The sequence below is a fragment of the Lacticaseibacillus sp. 30 genome (assembly GCF_053819265.1).
On sequence record NZ_JBSOQX010000002.1, the window covers coordinates 53,614 to 74,668 of the forward strand.

The following is a 21,055-nucleotide window of genomic DNA, read 5'->3' on the forward strand; positions in this document are numbered from 1 at the left end:
GCTTGCAAGGGTGACTGAAAAAGATTGACATTGATTGTTATTTTGAAAGAGGGATGATTTTTACTTTTGTGAAAATCATCCCTCTTTTGATCTCTCATGGATGACTTACTAATATCTAAAGATCCCGGTGCCAAGGCGGAGCAATCATAGGCTAGATGGGGTTCAGCCGTGCAAACATCATCAGCTCAGCGTTGCCAGCCCCATCTGGCTGGCGACTGTGGATAGATTTTTTTTGATGAACGCGCTGATGATGTGTCTCATGTCAATAACCAGATGAGTAGATGCATTACTTTCAAGCGTCCGTCTTCCGACCCGTTCAAAAATCAACCTTTGGACCTATGCGCCCCGGCGCGAATCCGTGCATACTAATCATGTAATCAAATCCTGGAGGGATAACCCATGAATGAACGCGAAAGAATTTTAGACCTAGTTAAAAAAGGCGTTATTTCAAGCGAAGAGGCGCTGGTACTTTTGGAAAACCTGGCGAAACGTCAAGGTTCCCAGCAGGCCGCTAGCCCGGCCGATAACACAGCTCCCGAAGAAACTTCGGAAACGCCGAATACGGATGATGAGCATGCAACCAGTGACACGGATCGCAATGAAGCGCTGACAGAACTCAACACTGAGATTGCTGAAGCAGCAGGTGCCTTAGATGCTGCTACCGCACAGGTTACAACTATTGGTAAACAAATCGATGCGAACAACGAACAGATCATCGTGCTGGACACGATGGAAGATCTCGAAGCCCTTTCCCCGGAAAAATACCAAAAGCGCGGGGATTTGAAACAGGAGAATCAGAAATTGACTGATCAGTTGGCCGAACTAAAAGGCCAAATTGAGTCTCTGAAAGCGAACCTTGCCGGCTTACGTCACCAAAAGCATGATTTAGAGCGTAAGAAGCTTGGCGACAAGATTTTAAATGACGATTGGCAAAAAGATGCTCGCGATGCTTTTTCTGAGTTTGGCAAAAACTTAGGTGATGCAACCACGCAACTGGGTGGGTTCGTGAAGGATACTGTCAACAATGTTTTGGATAACGTTGACTGGAAGAATGTCACCATTACAGTACCCGGTTTAGCAACTGAAAAATTTGACCATGTTTTCGATTTTCCAGATAGTCAGGCAACGATTCTTGATGTGAAAGTTGCTAATGGTGACGTGAAGTTCAAGACTTGGGATCAGCCAGGCATTCAAGTTGCTGCTGCGATCAAGTTGTACGGCAAAATGGATGCCGCATCGCCGCTGGATGCGTTCAAAGACCGGAGCCGCATTGATGTCACGGACGATCATTTTAGCTTCCAAGTACCAAACAAGCGGGTTCAAGCTGATTTGGTCATCTCATTGCCAAAGCGCAGTTATGATCATGTTGCTGTCCGGTTATTAAATGGCAGTGCAGACTTAACTGGCATTACCGGTAAAGATTTCTATGTTAAGAGTACAAATGGTCAGATGAACTTCACTCATGTTGATGGTGTTATGATCGAGAGTGAAGGTGTCAACGGCTCAATCAAGGTTCAAGGTGGTCATACCCATGACTTGTTGCTCACAACAGTGAATGGCGATGTCAGTGTTGATGCCGATCCGGCAACGGCCGCCTTAAAGACAGTTAACGGGACTGTGCGAGCTACCTATCACACGGACTTCACGACGCTTGAAGGCACTTCGATGAACGGCAATGTTAAAGTCGCCGTGCCGTCCTCCATTGCGCTTAACGGCGAGGTTCGGACGCATTTTGGCAGCATCAAGAGCCGCTTGAGTGAGGTTGCCGAACCAGCTAAGGGGATTAAGCGTCTGGAACTGACGCGTCCCGGGACTGGCAGTAGTGAAATGAAACTCAATACAACCAGTGGTAACATTCAATTAAAAGATTCAAATGACTGAGGGGATTGCTTATGCCTTTTCTATTAATTCCATTAATGTTCTTTATCATTGGCTTGATCATCGTGGCGGTTTTTGCCATCGGGATATTCCTGCTGAAACTTCTCATTGTACCGGCCTTACTCATCATCTTAGCTGTGTGGCTCTTCTCGCGGCATGATCGGTCTGACCGTTATGATCGTCGGCGTCCGCGTCACCCCTATCGTGATCGCGACTCATCTCGGCCCCGAAAAAATGCAACGCATGTGACCGAGTCGCATGACGATGACTGGAGCGATTTCTAATGAACTTCGTCAAACGCACCATCATAACGACGGCAGTTTTCCTGATTTACGCGCAACTGTTTCCGGCTCAGCTTTATGTGGCAGGATTTGGCGTTGCGGTAGTCGGTGCATTGGTGCTCGGCGTCTTGAATGGTCTGTTGCGACCAATTCTAGTGATTCTGTCGATACCAATCACGATTCTGACACTAGGTTTGTTCCTGATCGTGCTGAATGGTTTGATGCTAAGCATGATGACTTGGTTCGTACCAGGCATTGTGTTCAGCGGTTTCGGCGCTACGATGTTGCTGGCGGTCATCATTTCCGTGTTGAACATGATGTTTGTCGGCAAAAATTAAAGTGACGATTGAAAATGGCTTGCGATCTGCAGGCCATTTTTGCGTGAGTTGAATGAACTAAAGGCTTATCGTTACCTTCCAACGAAGCGCACAATGTGAATGACCTTTTGCGAATGTTTCAACCTGCTGACCATAAGGGGAATCGACTTATGGTAAAATAGAGCAAATATGGCGAAAGAAAGGTGGACTTCATGGCAGACAGCGTGACAGTGCGGCAGTTGGTTAAGGCAACCAAGCTCGAGGTATACAGCGGCGAGGAGTATCTTGATCAGCGGCAAGTCGTTTTGAGTGATATTTCGCGTCCCGGCTTGGAACTGACTGGCTATTTTAATTACTATCCACATGAACGGATTCAATTGTTCGGTCGAACGGAAATTTCATTTGCGCGAAACATGTCATCCGAAGAACGTTTATTGATTTTAAAGCGCATGGCAACTGAAGATACCCCAGCATTTTTGGTATCGAGGGGGTTGGAGGCGCCGGCAGAAATGATCACCGCAGCGACAGCGGCTCATATTCCTGTTTTGGGATCGCGTTTGCCGACGACGCGTTTGTCGAGTCTGATTACCGAGTATTTGGATAGTCAGCTGGCGGAGAGGCGCAGTATGCATGGGGTGCTAGTCGATATTTATGGGCTCGGCGTGCTGATTACCGGCGATTCTGGTGTCGGCAAATCCGAAACAGCGTTGGAATTGGTTCAGCGTGGGCATCGCTTGATTGCCGATGATCGGGTTGATGTTTATCAACAGGATGAACAAACCATTGTCGGGGCTGCACCGCCGATTCTTTCGCATCTGCTGGAAATTCGTGGCTTGGGCATTATCGATGTCATGAATCTTTTCGGTGCTGGCGCTGTTCGTGAAGATACTACTATTTCATTAATCGTCCATCTCGAGAATTGGACACCAGACAAAACCTTTGATCGGCTTGGTTCTGGGGAACAGACACAATTAATTTTTGACGTGCCAGTGCCAAAAATCACAGTGCCAGTTAAGGTCGGGCGTAACTTGGCCATCATCATTGAAGTCGCGGCCATGAACTTCCGCGCCAAGTCAATGGGCTATGACGCCACCAAGACATTTGAAAAAAATCTTAATCATCTGATCGAGCATAATGAAGAAACCGACCAGAACAGTTCGGGGGACAAATAACTTGTTATTAGCACTTAATCCGATCGCTTTTCAATTAGGCGGTCTGGAAGTTCATTGGTACGGTATCATTATTGCCAGTGCCGTTCTAATTGCGGTTTATCTAGCGATGCGCGAAGCACCCAAACGCGGGATTAAGGAAGACCACATTTTGAATCTTATCTTGTGGGCGTTGCCGTTTGCCTTGATCGGCGCACGGCTTTACTATGTGGCGTTTGAATGGCCTTACTATGCCGCTCATCCCGGCGAAATCATTGCTATTTGGCATGGCGGGATTGCGATTTACGGTGCATTAATAGCCAGTGTCATCGTTTTTGCCATTTATTGTCGGGTCCAATGGTTGCCAGTTTGGCTTGTCCTCGATATTGCTGCACCAACTGTGATGTTGGCGCAGGCAATTGGTCGCTGGGGCAACTTCATGAATCAAGAAGCCCATGGTGCTGTGACCACGTTAGCCTATTTACGCGGCTTGCATTTGCCAGAATTTATCATTCAGCAGATGAACATCGGTGGGGCATATCGTCAACCGACTTTTCTGTATGAAAGCATGTGGAATCTAGTCGGCTTTGCTTTGCTCATGACGGTGCGTCACCATGAGCACTGGTTTAAGCAAGGCGAAGTGGTGTTGAGTTATGTGATGTGGTACAGCTTTGGCCGTTTCTTTGTTGAAGGTATGCGGACCGACTCATTGTATGTCATGCCCGGACTGCGTGTTTCACAATTGTTGTCGATCATCTTATTTGTTGCAGCGGCTGGCTTAGTTTGGTATCGGCGGCGGCAAGGAAATGTGGCATGGTACTTAGACGGCAATCCGCTTAAAGCGGTGGAATAGGAGTGATTTTGTGTCAACGAAAATAGCAGTGTTAGGTGCTGGTTCTTGGGGCACCGTGCTAGCCAATTTATTAACTGAAAATGGTCATGAAGTTGATTTGTGGAGTCACAATCCGGATCAGGTAGCCTTGATGAAGCGGACCCATCAAAATGAACACTATCTCGGTGCTGAGTTTACATTACAGCCGGCTTTGCATGTGACTGCTGACCTTGGCCAAGCCTTGGATCAAGCGGCGGTCATTTTGTTTGTTGTTCCAACCAATGCGATTCGCAGCGTGGCCGAGCAAGTTAAACCAATTCTGCAAGCTCATAAAGGGCGTGGTGAACAACCGATTATTGTTCATGCTGCTAAAGGACTTGAACGTGGCAGTGAGTTGCGCATCTCGCAAGTGCTCGCAGAAGTCTTGCCGAAGGAATTAATTCAAGGTATTGTTGTGATTTCCGGCCCGAGTCACGCCGAAGATGTCGCCACCCACGATATTACAACGTTAACCGCCGCTTCCGATGATTTGAAGTTGGCAGAAAAAGTGCAGAAGCTGTTCATGAATGATTATTTTCGGTTGTATACTAACACAGACGTCATTGGCGTTGAAATTGGTGCCGCTCTGAAAAACGTGATTGCCATTGGCGCTGGTGCCTTGCACGGTCTCGGCTATGGCGACAATACCAAAGCGGCCTTGATGACTCGCGGTTTAGCTGAAATCAGTCGGGTCGGCGTGAAGCTAGGTGCCGAACCGTTGACTTTCATCGGCTTATCCGGTGTCGGTGATCTGATTGTGACCTGTACCTCGGTCCACAGTCGTAACTGGCGAGCCGGCAACGCACTTGGACAAGGTGAAAAGTTGCCGGATGTGTTGAAAAATATGGGGATGGTGGTTGAAGGTGTCTCAACGACCAAAGTTGCCCATCAAATGGCCCGTGAACTTGACGTTGACATGCCAATCACAGACGCGATTTATCAAGTGCTCTACGAAAACGCGCCGATTCGTACTGTCATTACTGACTTGATGAAGCGTTCTGGTAAGCCGGAATTCGATTTTGACAATGCGAGTTTACAAAAACCATAAAACCATGTATATTAAACAGTATAGCTTACTAATTGTAAGCAATATGGCAAAAGGAGAGACTGCCCATGGCAAAAAAATATGATGTAATCGTGATCGGTGCCGGCCCAGGTGGTATGACGGCTGCACTTTATGCATCGCGTGCCAATTTATCTGTGCTGATGCTGGATCGCGGCGTCTATGGCGGGCAGATGAACAATACCGCTGAAGTTGAAAACTATCCGGGTTTCAAGTCAATCCTCGGGCCAGATCTTGGTCAGAAAATGTATGATGGTGCCACCCAATTTGGTGCTGAGTATGCCTATGGCAATGTCGTTAGCGTTCAAAACCGCGGTGCCGTCAAGCTAGTGAAAACTGACGAGGATGAGTACGAGGCTAAAGCGATTGTCATTGCGACAGGCGCAGAGCATAAGAAGTTGGGCGTACCGGGCGAAGAAGCCTACAGCGGCCGTGGCGTTTCATACTGTGCTGTCTGCGATGGCGCCTTCTTTAAAGATCGCGAGTTGGCCGTTATTGGCGGTGGCGATTCCGCGATTGAAGAAGGCCTTTACCTGACACAAATGGCCAAGAAGGTCACAGTTATTCATCGCCGTGATCAATTGCGTGCTCAGCAGATTATCCAGAAGCGAGCATTTGCCAATGATAAGATGCATTTCGTCTGGAATGCTCAGGTTCAGGAAATCCAAGGTGACGATATGAAAGTCACCGGCGTGAAGTACCGTGATAAGGAAACTGGCGAGGAACATGTTTTGCCAGTTGCTGGGGTTTTCATTTATGTTGGCATTATGCCGATGACTGAAGCCTTCCAAGATTTAGGTGTTCTGGATGAGCATGGTTGGATTCCAACCGACGAGCATATGCGGACAAAGGTTCCAGGCGTTTTCGCGATCGGCGATGTTCGCGCCAAGGACCTGCGGCAGATTACCACAGCTGTTGGTGAAGGTGGCACAGCTGGACAAGGCGTCTTCAACTATATTCAGAGTTTGAATGATACGAATATTGAGATTAAAGCTTGATTTGAAAACAGGTTGAGATATTACTCATACCCAACAAGTAAAGGCCGACGATTTCCCTCTACCCTGGAAAATTGTTGGCTTTTTTCGTGGATAATTTTTTGTTGGATTTAAAGATACTAGTGCCAAGGCGTAGCAATCGTAGGCCAGATGGGGCTCAGCCGTCTCCGCTCTAGCTCCGCGTCGCCAGCCCCGTCTGGCCGGAGATTGCGGAGTTTGGCACGGCAAGAAAGTATTAGCCTAGCACCGTCCTACGATTATTCGGAATTTAATGATTCACAAGTCCGACGAGGAAATTATGGCTCGGCCTCTTTTTTGTGGATGCGAGCAGAAACGCGTAGAAACAAGCAGTCTTGGAAACTTGTTTTAGCTAGCACGCATCATCGGTAATAAAAGAATTTTCTTATTTGAGCGCGTTTTCAACCCAGCACTCGTCCACTTATAGTATGATTGGGACGGGAAGGGTATTGCCCGAAATTATTAATTATAGACAGATGGGAGCTGATCACGTGAGTTATCGTGATACGTATCAACAATGGGTCGACGAACCGACCCTTGATCCGGAGCTGAAAGCTGATCTTAAGAATATGGCTGATGATGAGACGACTAAGGAAGAGGCATTTGCTGCTCCTATGGCGTTTGGCACGGCAGGCATGCGTGGTGTTCTTGGTGCCGGGATTGGTCGGATGAATATTTACACGGTTCGGCAAGCCACTGAAGGTTTGGCCCGGTTTATGGACACACTGTCGGATGAAACTAAGGCCCGGGGGGTTGCGATTAGTTACGACTCCCGTTACATGAGTCAAGAGTTTGCTTATGAAAGTGCCGGGGTCTTGGGTGCTCATGGTATTAAGAGTTATGTTTTTGATCAGTTGCGGCCAACACCGGAATTAAGTTTTGCGGTGCGTCATTTAAAGACCTATGCAGGCATTATGATCACTGCTAGTCATAACCCTAAGCAGTACAATGGGTATAAGATTTACGGTCCAGATGGCGGGCAGATGCCACCGGAAGAATCCGACAAAATCACCAAATATGCTCGTTCAGCAGCGGATCTTTTTGCTATCAAGTCTCTGAACGTCCATGTGCTACGCGCCAAAAAGTTGATGCAACCGATTGGTGAAGATGTTGATGAAGCTTACTATGCTGAAGTGGCCACGGTCACCATCAACCATGATTTGATTAACAAAGTCGGCAAGAACATGTCGTTGGTTTATAGCCCACTGCACGGGACTGGACGAATTCCAGCGCAAATGGTTTTGCGTAATGCTGGTTTCGAAAACTTCCGGTTGGTGCCTGAGCAAAGTATTGCTGATCCAGAATTTGCAACTACCCCATTCCCGAACCCAGAGTTCGCTCAAGTCTTTGATTTGCCAATTGCATTAGGTAAAAAAATCGGCGCTGATGTCTTAATCGCGACTGATCCCGATGCTGATCGGCTGGGCACAGCAGTTAAAGTCGGCGACCATTATCAGTTGTTGACTGGTAACCAAATCGCTTCGGTCTTATTGCATTATATTCTGGAAGCGCGCAAGCAAGCTGGCACACTGCCGAAGAATGGCGCGGTTGTGAAGTCAATCGTGTCGACGGAATTGGCAACCGCCATTGCGAAGGATTATGGCGTGGACATGATCAATGTGCTGACTGGTTTCAAGTTTATCGGTGATCAGATCAAGCATTTTCAAGCTACTGGCGAGCACGAATTTCTGTTTGGCTTTGAGGAAAGTTACGGCTATCTGATCAAGCCATTCGTGCGCGACAAGGATGCGATTCAGTCAACAGTGCTGCTGGCTGAAGTTGCCGCCTACTATCAGTCACAAGGCAAAACGCTTTGGGACGGCGTTCAGGAACTGTACAAGAAGTATGGTTACTATGCTGAAAAGACTGTTGGCGTCGATTTTGAAGGGGTTGACGGTCAGAAGCAAATGGCTAACTTGATGACCAAGTTCCGCGAAGAACAGCCTGCTGATTTTGCGGGTGTCAAGATTACGAAGGTTGAAGACTTCCTGAGTCAGGAAGCTAAATCTGCTGATGGCACTGTCGAAAAACTGACCATGCCATCAAGCAACGTTCTGAAGTACATTTTGGCAGACGGTACTTGGATTGCTATCCGGCCATCCGGCACCGAACCGAAAGTTAAGTTCTATGTCGGTACCAAAGCAGACACAGAAGCTAAGGCCCAAGAAAAATTGGATGCCTTCGAAAAGGCGCTCAATGATTTTCGTGAAGAAGCTTAGTTTGTTTTAAACGAATCAATGTGTGAATCCTGACGATTAAGCAGGTGAAGCAAGATAGCGGCGAACGTATTGTCCCAAATTTGGGACAAGGCGTTCGCCGTTTTCCGTAGGGACTATCCGGACTTTTTCGGTTTCTAAAAGCGATTGTTCAAGGTCCTTTAAAAAACGTTGTCATCCCCACAGCCATGTTTCTCCGGTATACTTTAATCAAGGTAATGATACGGGGGTGGCATGATGAACTATTTAATCGTTGAAGATGAACCGGCATTAGGCGAGACACTGCGCGCCTATTTGGCCAAAGACGGTCAGGCCGTGCTGGCGACCTCGTTAGCGCAAGCCAATGAACGAGTCGCGCAGATTTCGCCCGATGTCATCATTTTAGATCTAAGCATGCCCGATGGTGACGGCTTGACTTGGTTAGCGCAATGGCGGAAGCATTTGACTGCTAAGGTGATTGTTTTGACGGCTAATGACGAGGAGCTAACGATGCTAAAAGGACTCCGACTTGCTGATGATTACGTGGTAAAACCGGTTAGTTTACGTGTTTTAAAGGCTCGCATTGCTAAACAGCTGCCGATGACAGTGCAACAATTTGGGGCGGTTAGCCTGAATTTAGCCACTGGTCAAGTGACGAAAAATGAGACAGCGGTTGTGCTAACGGCGGCCGAGTATCGTTTGCTGGCCTATTTTTTTGCCAACCCCAATCAGATTTTGGCAAGAGATCAGTTGCTAGCAGCCTTGTGGGACACGCGTGAGCAGTTTGTGGCGGATAATACTTTAACCGTGACCATCAAACGCCTGCGAGAAAAGCTTGAAGATGATCCGGCACATCCGACCTTAATTCGGACTGTGCGGGGAATGGGGTATTTTATTGATGGTTAAGCATGATTATTGGGCTATGCCGGAAACCAAAAGTGTGCTGAGATTGACAGTGTGGTTGATAGTTATTTTGTGGGCCGCTTTACTCACGGTGATGGTGCTTGTGCCAGTCACTCGGCTTTGGCTAGTTGTTATTGGCCTTGGCAGCACACTGGCCAGTAGTTGGATCGTGTTGCGGTGGGCAGTCAAGTTTAGTCAGCGTTTTTACTTGGCGCTGCGGCAACTTGATCTCACAAAGGCAGGCGCAAGCAACTATGCGATTGATCGGAATGATGAAGGACTGTTTTCCGATCTCAACAATCGACTTTATCAATATGCCCGCCAAATGCAGGCTGAACGCACGGCAGTGAAGCGTGATCGCGATCAGCTAAGTGTTGCTATTACCGATATTGCGCATCAGTTGCGAACACCTTTAGCGGCGAATAATAATTTGCTTGAAATGATGACTGCGGCTAATTGGGAGGTCACCCGTCAGGAGCTTTTAGCGCAGCACACGCGTCAAGCAGAGTTAGTTGAGCAGCTCATTTTATTAGCTAAGGTGGATACACATACGCTGAGCCAAACTAGACAAGATGTGAGCGTAGCGGCGCTGGGGAAAGAGGCATTGAAGCCACTGCTGCGAATGGTTGCTGATAAGCAGTTGACGATTGATTGGCAGGTATCACCAGACCTAATGCTTCATGTGAACCCGGCATTGGTCAAAGAAGCGTTGGTCAATGTCTTGAAAAATGCGGTTGAACATACTGCTTTTGGCGGTCAAATTCAGATTATTGGGATTGCTGATCCTATTCGCGTCCGCCTGAAGATTATCAATACAGGCTCACCAATTGCTGAAGCAGATATGCCGCATTTATTTGAGCGTTTTTTCCGTGGTCAATATGCCACTGCCAATAACGTGGGCATTGGGTTAGCGATTGCTGCTGGCATTACGCGTGAAAACGATGGCCGCTTATTTGCTGAAAATACGGCGGAAGGCGTGCAATTCACGTTTGAATTTTTTCGTTGAGTGTGTTTTGTCACTTACTTGTCACTTACCATTGATAGGCTGAGAGTATCATAAGAAAGCCAACACAGATTGATGTGTCAGGCGCGAGGAGGGGTACTAGTGGCCATTTTGACAGCACGACAACTGACGAAGCAATATGCAGGGGAAAGTCGACCAGCGTTAGATCACGCTGATTTTAGTATTGAAAAAGGTGAATTTGTGGCAATCGTTGGGCCGAGTGGTTCGGGTAAGTCAACCTTGCTACATCTGCTGGGCGGTATTGATCAACCAACCAGTGGTCGGGTACAGCTATACGATACAGATATTTATGCGTTGAATCAGACGCAATTAGCCATTTTTCGGCGGCGACAAGTCGGGTTGATTTATCAATTCTATAATCTGATTCCCGATTTGACAGTGGTCGAGAACATGACGCTGCCCGCTGACTTGGACGGTCGAACCGTCGCGACATCTGAGTTGACAGAATTACTGGCTACTTTGGGTCTGACGGAAAAGCAAGATGCTTTGCCAAATCAACTGTCAGGCGGCCAACAGCAGCGCGTTGCGATTGGCCGGGCGCTGATCAATCATCCGGCGATCATTTTAGCTGACGAACCAACGGGCAACTTGGATCGCCGCAATTCACAAGACATCATGACTTTATTGCGCCAGGCGAATATCAAGCAAGGGCAGACTTTAATTGTGATTACGCATGATCCCGATATCGCTAAGCAAGCAGATCGCGTTGTAACCATCAATGACGGTGTGCTGCGTGAAGGGCGGTGAGCGTCATGGGGACGATGACCCATTTAGTTTGGCGTCAACTGATTAAGGAGAAGGCGCGCACGTTCACAACCATTCTGGCGATGGCAGTTGCTGCGACCTTAACTGTGGCCACCTTGATTGGCATTAATTCGGCTCGGCATTCAATGTATCAAGATAATATTCAAAATACCGGCGGCCTACAGTTTGTTTTATCGAAGGTTAACCAAGAAACCGCACTGGCTATTCAGAAAAAAGCCGATATTTCCGAAAGTGTCCGCTATCAGCAACAAGGACAAATCAGCTTTGCTGATCAGGTACCTAACCAACCAGATTCGCCTTTGTTAATGTTGCCGAAACCGGCGCTGCAGCGATTAATCCAACCCATTCTTTTGGAAGGGCGGCTACCCCAAAATGAGCAAGAAGTCATGTTAGCCCAAGATTTGATTTCTGATGTTTATGCAGTGGGCAAAACCGTGGCGGCACAGCGCAATGGTCAGCGCGTCGTTCTTAAGATCGTCGGTAGTTACCGTGGCTATGCTGGCCTCATGGCAAGTGATGGCGCTGTCACCACCGGCCATTTTGACGGCACGAAGAACTATGCTGTCGCAGCGGCTTTTGGCAACTATGGCAATTTTTACGCGAAGTTGAAGAAACTCACAGCGCAGTATCATGTCGGATCCGACCAGCAGAGAATGAATGAATTAGCTTTGGAACGGGCCGGTGAGTCGCGAGATGTCAAGGTCCGTGCCATGTTCGTATTACTTGTCATCGTGGTGCTAAGTGTGATTGGTTTGGTGTCATTGGCGTTGATTTATACCAGCATCAATCTGAGTGTACAAGCACAAACGCAGCGTTATGGCTTATTGCGTTCAATTGGTGCAACGCCGAGACAAATCCGGCAATCGGTGTATCTGCAAGCACTGACTTTGGTATTGCCAGCGATTTTACTGGGTTTGCTTGCAGGAATCGGTGGGTTGTCACTCGCTTTTCATGAATTGAATCGAATTTTTAAGGCGAGTGGTAACACCTTTCAGCTCCTACTCACGATCAGTTGGTGGCCGATTTTAGTCAGCGGATTTTTCATGTTGCTTGTCACGTTACTAGCAGCACGACGACCAGCCAAACGCGCCGCACAAGTGAGTCCGATTGCCGCAGTTCGCGCGCAGTCAGCAAGTCGGAAGGTGAGTCAGCGTATGTTACGGCAAGGGATGCTGGGACGATTTTTGCCGACGCCGATTGCTAAATTGGCTTATAAACATTATCGGCGTTTGGGCTGGTCAAAAGTCACGATGATGACAACGCTGGCCTTGTCACTCATGATCTTTATCGGCTTTACCAGTTTCTTTCGCGGCATGTTAACTTTTAGCGATGAAACGATTAGTCGCCAGGCAGATGTGACGATCACCAAGACACAATCGCTGGCATCAGCGAATTTCTCTTTTAATCCGAGGCGACTGCCAGGGGTGAAACGCGGAACGGTGACTGGCACAACTCAAGTCGGTTTGAAAAACGCTCCACAAGCATTTCATGATCGGCTGAATGTGATCGTGGTGAGTGACCAAACGTTCGGCACTGTTTTTAAAGATCAGCCGACGATTATCACAGGCAGTCGGTTAGTGACGAACTCAAAAACAGGCAAGCGCCAGCAGCAATGGGACACGCCAAAAGATTTTGCAGGAACCTTGGAGCTTGCTAACGAGCAAAGTAGCCAAAAGACTTTAACGCAGCCGATGAAGGTCGTCACCAAGACTGCTGCGGAAATGACCGATTGGCTTGTCAGTGACCAAAGTGGTTTGGTGCTTTCTGCTAGCCGGTTCCGTCAAATCAGCCAAGCACTCCAAATTAAAAATGATGACGTCACGTATGCCATTCAAGTCTTACTAATTAAACCAAGTTTTCATGAGACGGTGGCCAGTGCTTTACGGCATGAAGTGCCACATGCAGCACTTTTTGATCAAATTGAAAATGATGCGCGTGGCAGCAGCTTTCAGCTTGCTATTCAAGTCATGGTCTATGGCTTTTTAACCCTGCTGACCCTTGTGAGTCTGGCGAACATTGTGAATCATATTTTTGCTAATCTGTTGCAACGGCGGCGAAGTCTCGCCATGCTGCAAAGTGTCGGTACGACACCTGGTCAAATTGTTCGGATGTTGGCACTTGAGAATGGGTTTCTGTTTGGGACAAGTATGGTGATTGGTTCTTTGCTGGGGACACTGCTTGGCTGGATTCTGCATCAAGCTGTCAACACCGGTATTACGATGGCTTTTCAGGTTCCTTGGTTAGAGATGGGGATGGCCGGACTTGCATTACTGGCTATCTGGGGTATTTTTGCAGGGATTAGTTTTCAGATTATGCGACATCAGGATATTGATCAATTGATTCGGGTGGGTTAAGACAAAAGTGAAATGATTGATGGCACTGATGCTCCGGTTTCTAACCGGGGTGGTTCACGCTCTTGCTGAAACGCGTTCTCAGGCGCAGAAACCTGCACATAAGGACCTCGGACATAAATGGCCAAAGCCCAGCCATTTGTGTCCGAGGCCACTTATGCTCCGGTTTCTAACCGCGCCTGATCACGCTCTGCTCTTGCAATGGGCTTCACAAGGTGGTAGTCTTTTAACAATTTAATTTACTGCCATCACTATCACGCCACGAATATCAGGAGGTCATTTAATCATGGGCATGCACCAATTTATCCAAGGACTAAGCAACTTAGAGACACTGCGTCGGGCACCGGGATTCTTTAAGTATCAGGAACATTCAGTGGCGGCACATAGTTTCAAAGTTGCCGAAATCGCGCAAATGCTAGGCGATGTCGAGGAGTTAGCTGGTAACAAGGTTAATTGGCAGATGCTCTATGAGAAATCTCTGAATCACGATTATACTGAACGTTTTATCGGCGACATCAAAACGCCGGTTAAATATGCTACCCCGACACTGCGCCACATGCTGGCTGATGTTGAAGCGACCATGACGGAGAACTTTATCAAAAATGAAATTCCCCGTGACTTTCAGGATCGCTATCGTCGTCGTCTTTCTGAAGGCAAGGATGAAACGCTTGAAGGGCAGATCTTGAGTGTTGCTGATAAAATCGATCTACTATACGAAGGTTTTGGCGAAATCGAGAAAGGCAATCCTGAACAGGTTTTTCTGGATATCTACTCCGAAAGCTTAAGCACGATCCTGCAGTTTCGGAATCGTCCTAGCGTGCGCTACTTCTTGGAGGAAGTGTTGCCGGACATGCTTGATGAAAAATTTGCCAGCCGCGATCAGCTTGCTAAACTGACTAAAGAAACCATGGCAGAACATGAACCAAACAAGTAGCGAAAGTATGTTCGCTATGTTATAATAAGCAAGACAAAAGTTGGAATGCGCATCATGTCGATTCCAACTTTTTTGATGACGAAATTTTGTTTGGATAATGTAAAAATGCGTTCACTGGGGCCTTTTTCCTGCACGGATTGACACGTGTTCACCTTGTATTCGGAATGAATGATGCCCATGTGATTGTTTTATAGGAGGCATGTCGATGATCGAACGAATAGCCGATCGTAAATTTGATCTGGTTTCACCTTACCAACCAGCTGGTGATCAGCCACAGGCCATTGCCAAGTTGACAAAGGGCTTTGAAGAGGGTAAGAAAGAACAGATCTTGTTGGGTGCAACTGGGACTGGGAAGACCTTTACGATGAGCAACATCATCGCCAACTTGAACAAGCCGACCTTGATTTTGTCTCACAACAAAACATTGGCCGGGCAGCTTTATGGTGAATTCAAGGAATTCTTCCCGCATAACGCGGTTGAGTATTTTGTTTCCTACTATGATTATTATCAACCTGAAGCCTATGTCCCGAGTACCGACACGTATATTGAAAAAGATAGTGCGATTAACGACGAAATTGATAAACTGCGGCACAGCGCCACCAGTGCGTTGTTGGAACGAAATGATGTCATCGTGGTGGCCTCAGTGTCGTCAATCTTTGGTTTAGGTGATCCGCATGAATACAAAAATCATGTGCTGTCATTGCGAACTGGCATGACGATTGATCGTAATACACTGTTACGCCAACTTGTAGATATTCAATTTGATCGAAACGACATTGATTTTCAACGTGGTCGCTTTCGAGTTCGCGGCGATGTCGTTGAAATTTTCCCGGCCAGTCGTGATGACCATGCGATTCGAGTCGAGTTTTTCGGTGATGAAATTGATCGGATTACCGAAGTCGACGCATTGACCGGCGAAGTCATCGGGACACGTGATCATGTGGCAATTTTCCCGGCAACGCATTTCATGACCAGCGATGAACAGATGCAGCGAGCGATTAAGAGCATTGCTGCTGAGTTAGAGGCACAATTGAAAGTCCTGCGCAGTGAAAACAAACTGTTGGAGGCGCAACGGTTAGAGCAGCGGACGAACTATGATATCGAAATGATGCGGGAAATGGGTTTCACCAGCGGCATTGAAAACTATTCACGCCATATGGATGGCCGTAAGCCTGGTGAACCACCGTATACACTGCTGGACTTTTTCCCGAAAGACTTCAACATTATGGTGGATGAAAGTCATGTCACCATGCCGCAAATTCGCGGGATGTACAATGGCGACCGAGCGCGGAAGCAAATGCTGGTCAACTACGGCTTCCGTTTACCAAGTGCTTTGGACAACCGGCCATTGAAAATCAATGAATTTGAACAACATGTCCATCGTATTTTATATGTGAGTGCTACTCCTGGTCCTTATGAACTGGATCGGGTTCCTAAAGACGATATTGCTGAGCAAATCATTCGGCCAACCGGGTTGTTGGATCCGAAGATCGAGGTTCGACCGGTCATGGGTCAAATTGATGATCTTGTTGGTGAAATTAACAAACGGGTTGATGCTCACGAACGTGTTTTCATCACCACCTTGACCAAGAAAATGGCTGAAGATCTGACTGACTACCTGAAAGACATGGGCATCAAGGTTCGCTACTTGCATAGTGACATCAAGACACTTGAACGGACGCAGATTATTCGTGATCTGCGACTTGGCAAGTTTGATGTGCTGATTGGGATTAACCTTTTGCGTGAAGGGATCGATGTCCCTGAAGTTTCGTTGATTGCAATCTTGGATGCTGACAAGGAAGGCTTTTTGCGTGCCGAACGTTCCTTGATTCAAACCATTGGGCGGGCTTCACGTAACGAGCATGGCAAAGTCATCATGTATGCTGATAAGGTGACAGATTCCATGAAGGCTGCCATTGATGAAACCCAACGTCGACGGACGATTCAGGAGAAGTTCAACAAAGAACATCACATCACGCCAAAGACCATTATCAAACCGATTCGGGCAGCTATTTCCAGCTATGAACAATCAGATGATGATAAAGCCGAGGCCAAGAAGACTTTTGCTGAAGTTGATTATGAGGATATGAGCAAGGCTGATAAGAAGGAGTTAGTAGCAAACCTGCGCTCCCAAATGCAGGCGGCAGCTAAGAAGCTTGATTTCGAGCAGGCAGCGTCATTACGCGACACAATTCTTGAATTGCAGGCTGATATGTCTTAATCAGATCGCACTTGCACGATGGTACCAAGTCAGCCATGATTGCTTTGAACAGATCCGGTGAGCGCGAACCAGCCCGGTTAGAAACCGGAGCATAAGTGGTCTTGAACGTGATGGCCGGTCTTTGGCCATTGCGTTCAAGGTCCTTATGTGCAGGTTTTTGGGCTGGCGAGCACGTTAAGGTGAGCGGTCAGAAGTCGGCGTATAAGCTGTTGTGGCAATGTGATTTTCGCCAATACTGCTTGCTAAAAATGAGGAGATCTTTTGTGAATGGCAAACGATAAAATTGTGATCCATGGGGCTCGTGCCCACAATTTAAAGAATATTGATGTGACGATTCCCCGCAATAAACTGGTCGTGATGACCGGCCTATCTGGTTCAGGTAAGTCCAGTCTGGCTTTTGACACGCTTTACGCCGAAGGTCAGCGTCGTTACGTGGAAAGTCTCTCAGCATATGCCAGACAGTTTCTGGGACAGATGGAAAAACCGGATGTCGATTCGATTGACGGCTTAAGTCCGGCGATTTCGATCGATCAGAAAACCACTTCAAAAAATCCCCGATCAACTGTGGGAACAGTCACTGAAATCAACGATTACTTGCGCTTGCTGTGGGCACGTGTCGGGCATCCGATTTGTCCAAATGATGGCACACCGATTACCAGTCAAAGTGTTGAACAGATGGTGGATCGCGTTTTAGCCTTACCTGATAAGACCAGGATTCAAATTCTGTCACCAGTGGTGCGTCGCAAGAAAGGCAGTCATAAAAAAGTCTTCGCCAAAATCATGCGTGAAGGTTATGTCCGGATGCGTGTTGATGGTGAAGTTGTTGATGCAACGGCTGATTATGAACTGGATAAAAATAAGTCGCATGACATTGATATTGTGATTGACCGAATTGTGGTTAAGCCTGAGGCGCGCAGTCGGCTTTTCGATTCATTTGAAGCAGCTCTGCGGTTGTCAGAAGGGTATGCCAACGTGGACGTGATTGGCGGTGAACCACTGCGCTTTTCCGAACATTTTGCCTGCCCGATTTGTGGCTTTACGATTGGCGAAATGGAACCCCGACTATTTTCATTCAACGCTCCTTTTGGCGCTTGCCCAGAATGTGACGGGTTGGGTGTTAAGCTGACAGTTGACATGGATTTGGTGCTGCCAGAACCGAGTATGACTTTGGCAGAAGGGGCAATCGCGCCATGGAATCCAATCAGTTCCCAGTACTATCCGGAACTGCTGGCTCAGGCGGCGAAAACCTTCAAGGTACGAATGGACGTACCCTTTAACAAGCTGACCCACCGTGAGCGCAATGTGGTGCTTAATGGGAGCGACGGCAAGTTATTCCATTTTCATTATGAAAATGACTTTGGCGGTGTACGCGATGTTGATGTACCTTTTGAAGGGGTGCTGAATAACATTTCCCGCCGATATGCAGAAACGAATAGTGATTTTACTCGCCAGCAGATGCGCAGTTATATGACAGCATTGCCGTGCCCGGTTTGTCACGGCAAGCGGCTGAATCGGCAGGCTTTGGCTGTTAAAATTGAAGGTCGCGATATTGCAGAAGTTTCTGATCTTGCCATCAAGGATGCCCTACCATTTTTCAAAACCGTGCATCTTAGTGAAGCCGAAAGCGTCATTGCCCAACCAATCGTGAAAGAAGTCGTTGACCGCTTGACATTCTTGGTCAACGTTGGTCTTGGTTATCTCACATTGAGTCGTAGTGCTGGTACACTATCCGGCGGCGAGGCTCAGCGAATTCGCCTAGCTACCCAAATCGGTTCGAATCTGAGCGGCGTCATGTATGTGCTTGATGAACCATCTATCGGCTTGCATCAGCGCGATAACGATCGCCTGATTGCCTCCTTGAAAAAAATGCGCGATCTTGGCAACACGTTGATCGTGGTCGAACATGATGAAGATACGATGCGCGCCGCCGATTATCTGATTGATGTCGGACCGGGGGCTGGCGAACACGGTGGCCGTATCATGGCATCCGGTACCCCTAAACAAGTTGCACGTGTGCGCAAATCAATCACTGGCCAATATTTATCAGGGCGCAAGTTTATTCCGGTACCACTAAAACGGCGACAAGGTAGTGGCAAAGTGATTCGTTTGGAAGGCGCCACTGACCACAACTTAAAAAACATCGATGTTGATTTTCCATTAGGTAAATTCATCGTGGTTTCTGGTGTTTCTGGGTCAGGTAAATCTACTTTGGTTAACTCGATTCTTCGGCGTGCATTGGCTCAAAAGTTAAATCATAATTCTGAGAAACCGGGTCCATACAAAAAGATTCTTGGCTATAAAAATATTGAAAAGCTGATCAATATTGACCAAAGTCCAATTGGCCGCACACCGCGGAGCAATCCGGCTACCTATACGAGTGTTTTCGATGACATTCGCGGGCTATTTGCCGAAACCAACGAAGCTAAATTACGTGGTTACAAAAAAGGCCGCTTTAGTTTCAACATTAAGGGTGGTCGCTGTGAGAACTGTAAAGGCGACGGGATCATCAAGATTGAAATGAACTTTTTACCTGATGTTTACGTGCCTTGCGAAGTTTGCCATGGCAAACGGTATAACTCTGAAACCCTCGAAGTAACATATAAGGGCAAGAATATTGCTGAAGTGCTTGATATGACTGTCGAAGAAGCCACTGACTTCTTCAAGAATATTCCAAAGATTCGGCGCAAGTTGCAAACCATCGTGGATGTTGGCCTTGGTTACGTTAAGCTGGGACAAAGCGCTACCACCTTGTCTGGTGGCGAGGCTCAACGGATGAAGCTTGCAAGCGAACTGCAGAAGCTTTCAACCGGCAAGAATTTTTATATTCTTGACGAACCCACCACTGGTCTGCATACAGATGATATCAAGCGGCTGCTGGAAGTGTTGGAACGGCTAGTCGATGAAGGCAATACCGTACTGGTTATCGAGCATAATCTAGATGTCGTCAAAACAGCTGACTGGGTCATTGATCTTGGCCCTGAAGGCGGAGACGGCGGCGGACAGATCATCGCCACTGGCACACCTGAACAGGTGGCTAATGTGGCCGATAGTTATACTGGCCAATACTTGAAACCAATCCTCGTTCGCGACACTCAACGGACCAAGGAAGCTGCGCAAACATCAACTAAGAATGAAGCGCAGGCAGTAAGCAAGAAGTAGATTGACTGACCAGGTTGGGCCATCATTCACGGCGGTTAATAAGGGCAAACAATGACAACAAAATTGTTTGCCTTTTTGATATGGGAAATTTATTAGAATTTTCGAGACACTAGTACCAAGGCGGAGCAATCGTAGACCGGATGGGGATCAGCAGTACAAAAAGCACGGCGACCGCGCCTTGTCACTGATGTTGTTAGGCGACTTCGAGACCGCGAGCTTTGCGGGCTTGGAGCGTTGTCTACGGTCTAGCAACGCGTCGCCAGCCCAGAAACCGAGTTGTTTCACACTCTGATTTGCTCATTCTCGTGCTTAATATTATGATGAATAGGATTAAGAAAGTAGGGAAATAGATGTTAAATCGAAAAAGTTTTGGTTTTGACTGGGGGCAGTTTATCACTGGTATCCTGTTCCTGATCGCCGCATTTGTCGTCATGCGCTATCCGCTGGCAACATTGAAAACGGTGACCTTTATCTTTGCTGTTGTTGCCATTATTCGTGGGGTTGCGATTTTAGCAGGGTATTCAACGCTTCGCCAGCTCACTGGTAAACTAGCTTGGGTGTCGCTCTTGATGGGGATTTTTGACCTTGTTATTGGTGTCATTTTCCTGGTCAACAGTAATTTTGGTGTTGCAACGATTACCATGATGTTTGCAATCTGGTTCTTAGTTGATTCAGTTGGTTCGCTATTCAACGTGGGCCATTTGCGGATTGCAGGTACTGGCTGGTTTGTCCTTTACCTCGTCTTGGATATTCTGGCAGTGATTGTGTCTTTGATGTTGTTCATGCAGCCAGTGGTTGCGGCCATCACATTGGTCACATTATTGTCGATGTTTTTCGTCCTATTCGGCATCGAATGTATTGTCCTTGCCTTTGCACGACGCAATATTTAATGAACATCGCTTTTATTTAACCTGATGCAGCTGATTCATTGC

17 protein-coding genes are annotated in these 21,055 nt (G+C 47.4%); all 17 read left to right on the forward strand.

Features of this window, described 5'->3' with window-relative positions:
* Positions 1 to 399: 399 nt before the first annotated feature.
* The 17 genes from liaX to ACWPAB_RS01825 all read left to right on the forward strand — a co-directional run bounded on the left by liaX (position 400) and on the right by ACWPAB_RS01825 (position 21,013).
* Entirely contained in the window at positions 400 to 1,881 is a 1,482-nt protein-coding gene (gene liaX / locus ACWPAB_RS01745; RefSeq protein ID WP_003564216.1) for a daptomycin-sensing surface protein LiaX, read from the forward strand.
* A gap of 11 nt (positions 1,882 to 1,892) precedes the next feature.
* Positions 1,893 to 2,162: a hypothetical protein gene (locus ACWPAB_RS01750; RefSeq protein ID WP_003564219.1), complete on the forward strand. Its 270-nt coding sequence runs from the start codon at positions 1,893 to 1,895 to the stop codon at positions 2,160 to 2,162.
* Positions 2,162 to 2,497, forward strand: a complete 336-nt coding sequence (locus ACWPAB_RS01755; protein ID WP_003564220.1) for a phage holin family protein — start codon at positions 2,162 to 2,164, stop codon at positions 2,495 to 2,497. Before ACWPAB_RS01750 ends, ACWPAB_RS01755 begins: the two co-directional genes overlap by 1 nt.
* A gap of 191 nt (positions 2,498 to 2,688) precedes the next feature.
* On the forward strand, positions 2,689 to 3,648 hold the full coding sequence (gene hprK / locus ACWPAB_RS01760) for an HPr(Ser) kinase/phosphatase (RefSeq protein ID WP_003564222.1): 960 nt from the start codon (positions 2,689 to 2,691) through the stop codon (positions 3,646 to 3,648).
* Position 3,649: 1 nt separating this feature from the next.
* Positions 3,650 to 4,477 carry a prolipoprotein diacylglyceryl transferase gene (lgt, locus tag ACWPAB_RS01765; protein ID WP_003578277.1) on the forward strand — a complete coding sequence of 276 codons (828 nt, stop codon included), beginning with the start codon at positions 3,650 to 3,652 and terminating at the stop codon, positions 4,475 to 4,477.
* 10 nt (positions 4,478 to 4,487) lie between these two features.
* A complete protein-coding gene (locus ACWPAB_RS01770; RefSeq protein WP_003564226.1) occupies positions 4,488 to 5,543 on the forward strand; it encodes an NAD(P)H-dependent glycerol-3-phosphate dehydrogenase in 1,056 nt (351 codons plus the stop codon).
* Between the two features lie 65 nt (positions 5,544 to 5,608).
* Entirely contained in the window at positions 5,609 to 6,556 is a 948-nt protein-coding gene (trxB, locus tag ACWPAB_RS01775) for a thioredoxin-disulfide reductase (RefSeq protein ID WP_003564228.1), read from the forward strand.
* A 204-nt stretch (positions 6,557 to 6,760) separates the two neighbouring features.
* On the forward strand, positions 6,761 to 6,943 hold the full coding sequence (locus ACWPAB_RS01780) for a hypothetical protein (protein WP_370374945.1): 183 nt from the start codon (positions 6,761 to 6,763) through the stop codon (positions 6,941 to 6,943).
* A gap of 119 nt (positions 6,944 to 7,062) precedes the next feature.
* Positions 7,063 to 8,790 carry a phospho-sugar mutase gene (locus ACWPAB_RS01785; protein WP_003564230.1) on the forward strand — a complete coding sequence of 576 codons (1,728 nt, stop codon included), beginning with the start codon at positions 7,063 to 7,065 and terminating at the stop codon, positions 8,788 to 8,790.
* A 234-nt stretch (positions 8,791 to 9,024) separates the two neighbouring features.
* Positions 9,025 to 9,672, forward strand: coding sequence for a response regulator transcription factor (locus ACWPAB_RS01790; protein ID WP_003569557.1), 648 nt, complete (start codon positions 9,025 to 9,027; stop codon positions 9,670 to 9,672).
* Complete coding sequence (locus ACWPAB_RS01795) at positions 9,665 to 10,675, forward strand: sensor histidine kinase (RefSeq protein WP_003587516.1); 1,011 nt, start codon at positions 9,665 to 9,667, stop codon at positions 10,673 to 10,675. Before ACWPAB_RS01790 ends, ACWPAB_RS01795 begins: the two co-directional genes overlap by 8 nt.
* A gap of 99 nt (positions 10,676 to 10,774) precedes the next feature.
* Entirely contained in the window at positions 10,775 to 11,440 is a 666-nt protein-coding gene (locus tag ACWPAB_RS01800) for an ABC transporter ATP-binding protein (RefSeq protein WP_003569560.1), read from the forward strand.
* 5 nt (positions 11,441 to 11,445) lie between these two features.
* The gene (locus tag ACWPAB_RS01805; protein WP_003569563.1) at positions 11,446 to 13,812 is read left to right on the forward strand and encodes an ABC transporter permease; all 2,367 of its coding nucleotides are present in this window, start codon (positions 11,446 to 11,448) and stop codon (positions 13,810 to 13,812) included.
* Between the two features lie 283 nt (positions 13,813 to 14,095).
* The gene (locus ACWPAB_RS01810; protein WP_003564240.1) at positions 14,096 to 14,743 is read left to right on the forward strand and encodes a YfbR-like 5'-deoxynucleotidase; all 648 of its coding nucleotides are present in this window, start codon (positions 14,096 to 14,098) and stop codon (positions 14,741 to 14,743) included.
* A 205-nt stretch (positions 14,744 to 14,948) separates the two neighbouring features.
* Positions 14,949 to 16,964, forward strand: a complete 2,016-nt coding sequence (gene uvrB / locus ACWPAB_RS01815; RefSeq protein ID WP_003569565.1) for an excinuclease ABC subunit UvrB — start codon at positions 14,949 to 14,951, stop codon at positions 16,962 to 16,964.
* Between the two features lie 267 nt (positions 16,965 to 17,231).
* Positions 17,232 to 20,123 (forward strand): excinuclease ABC subunit UvrA, encoded by a 2,892-nt coding sequence (uvrA, locus tag ACWPAB_RS01820; RefSeq protein WP_003564244.1) that lies wholly within the window; start codon positions 17,232 to 17,234, stop codon positions 20,121 to 20,123.
* A gap of 350 nt (positions 20,124 to 20,473) precedes the next feature.
* Complete coding sequence (locus ACWPAB_RS01825) at positions 20,474 to 21,013, forward strand: HdeD family acid-resistance protein (protein WP_003569568.1); 540 nt, start codon at positions 20,474 to 20,476, stop codon at positions 21,011 to 21,013.
* The last annotated feature ends 42 nt before the right edge of the window (positions 21,014 to 21,055 follow it).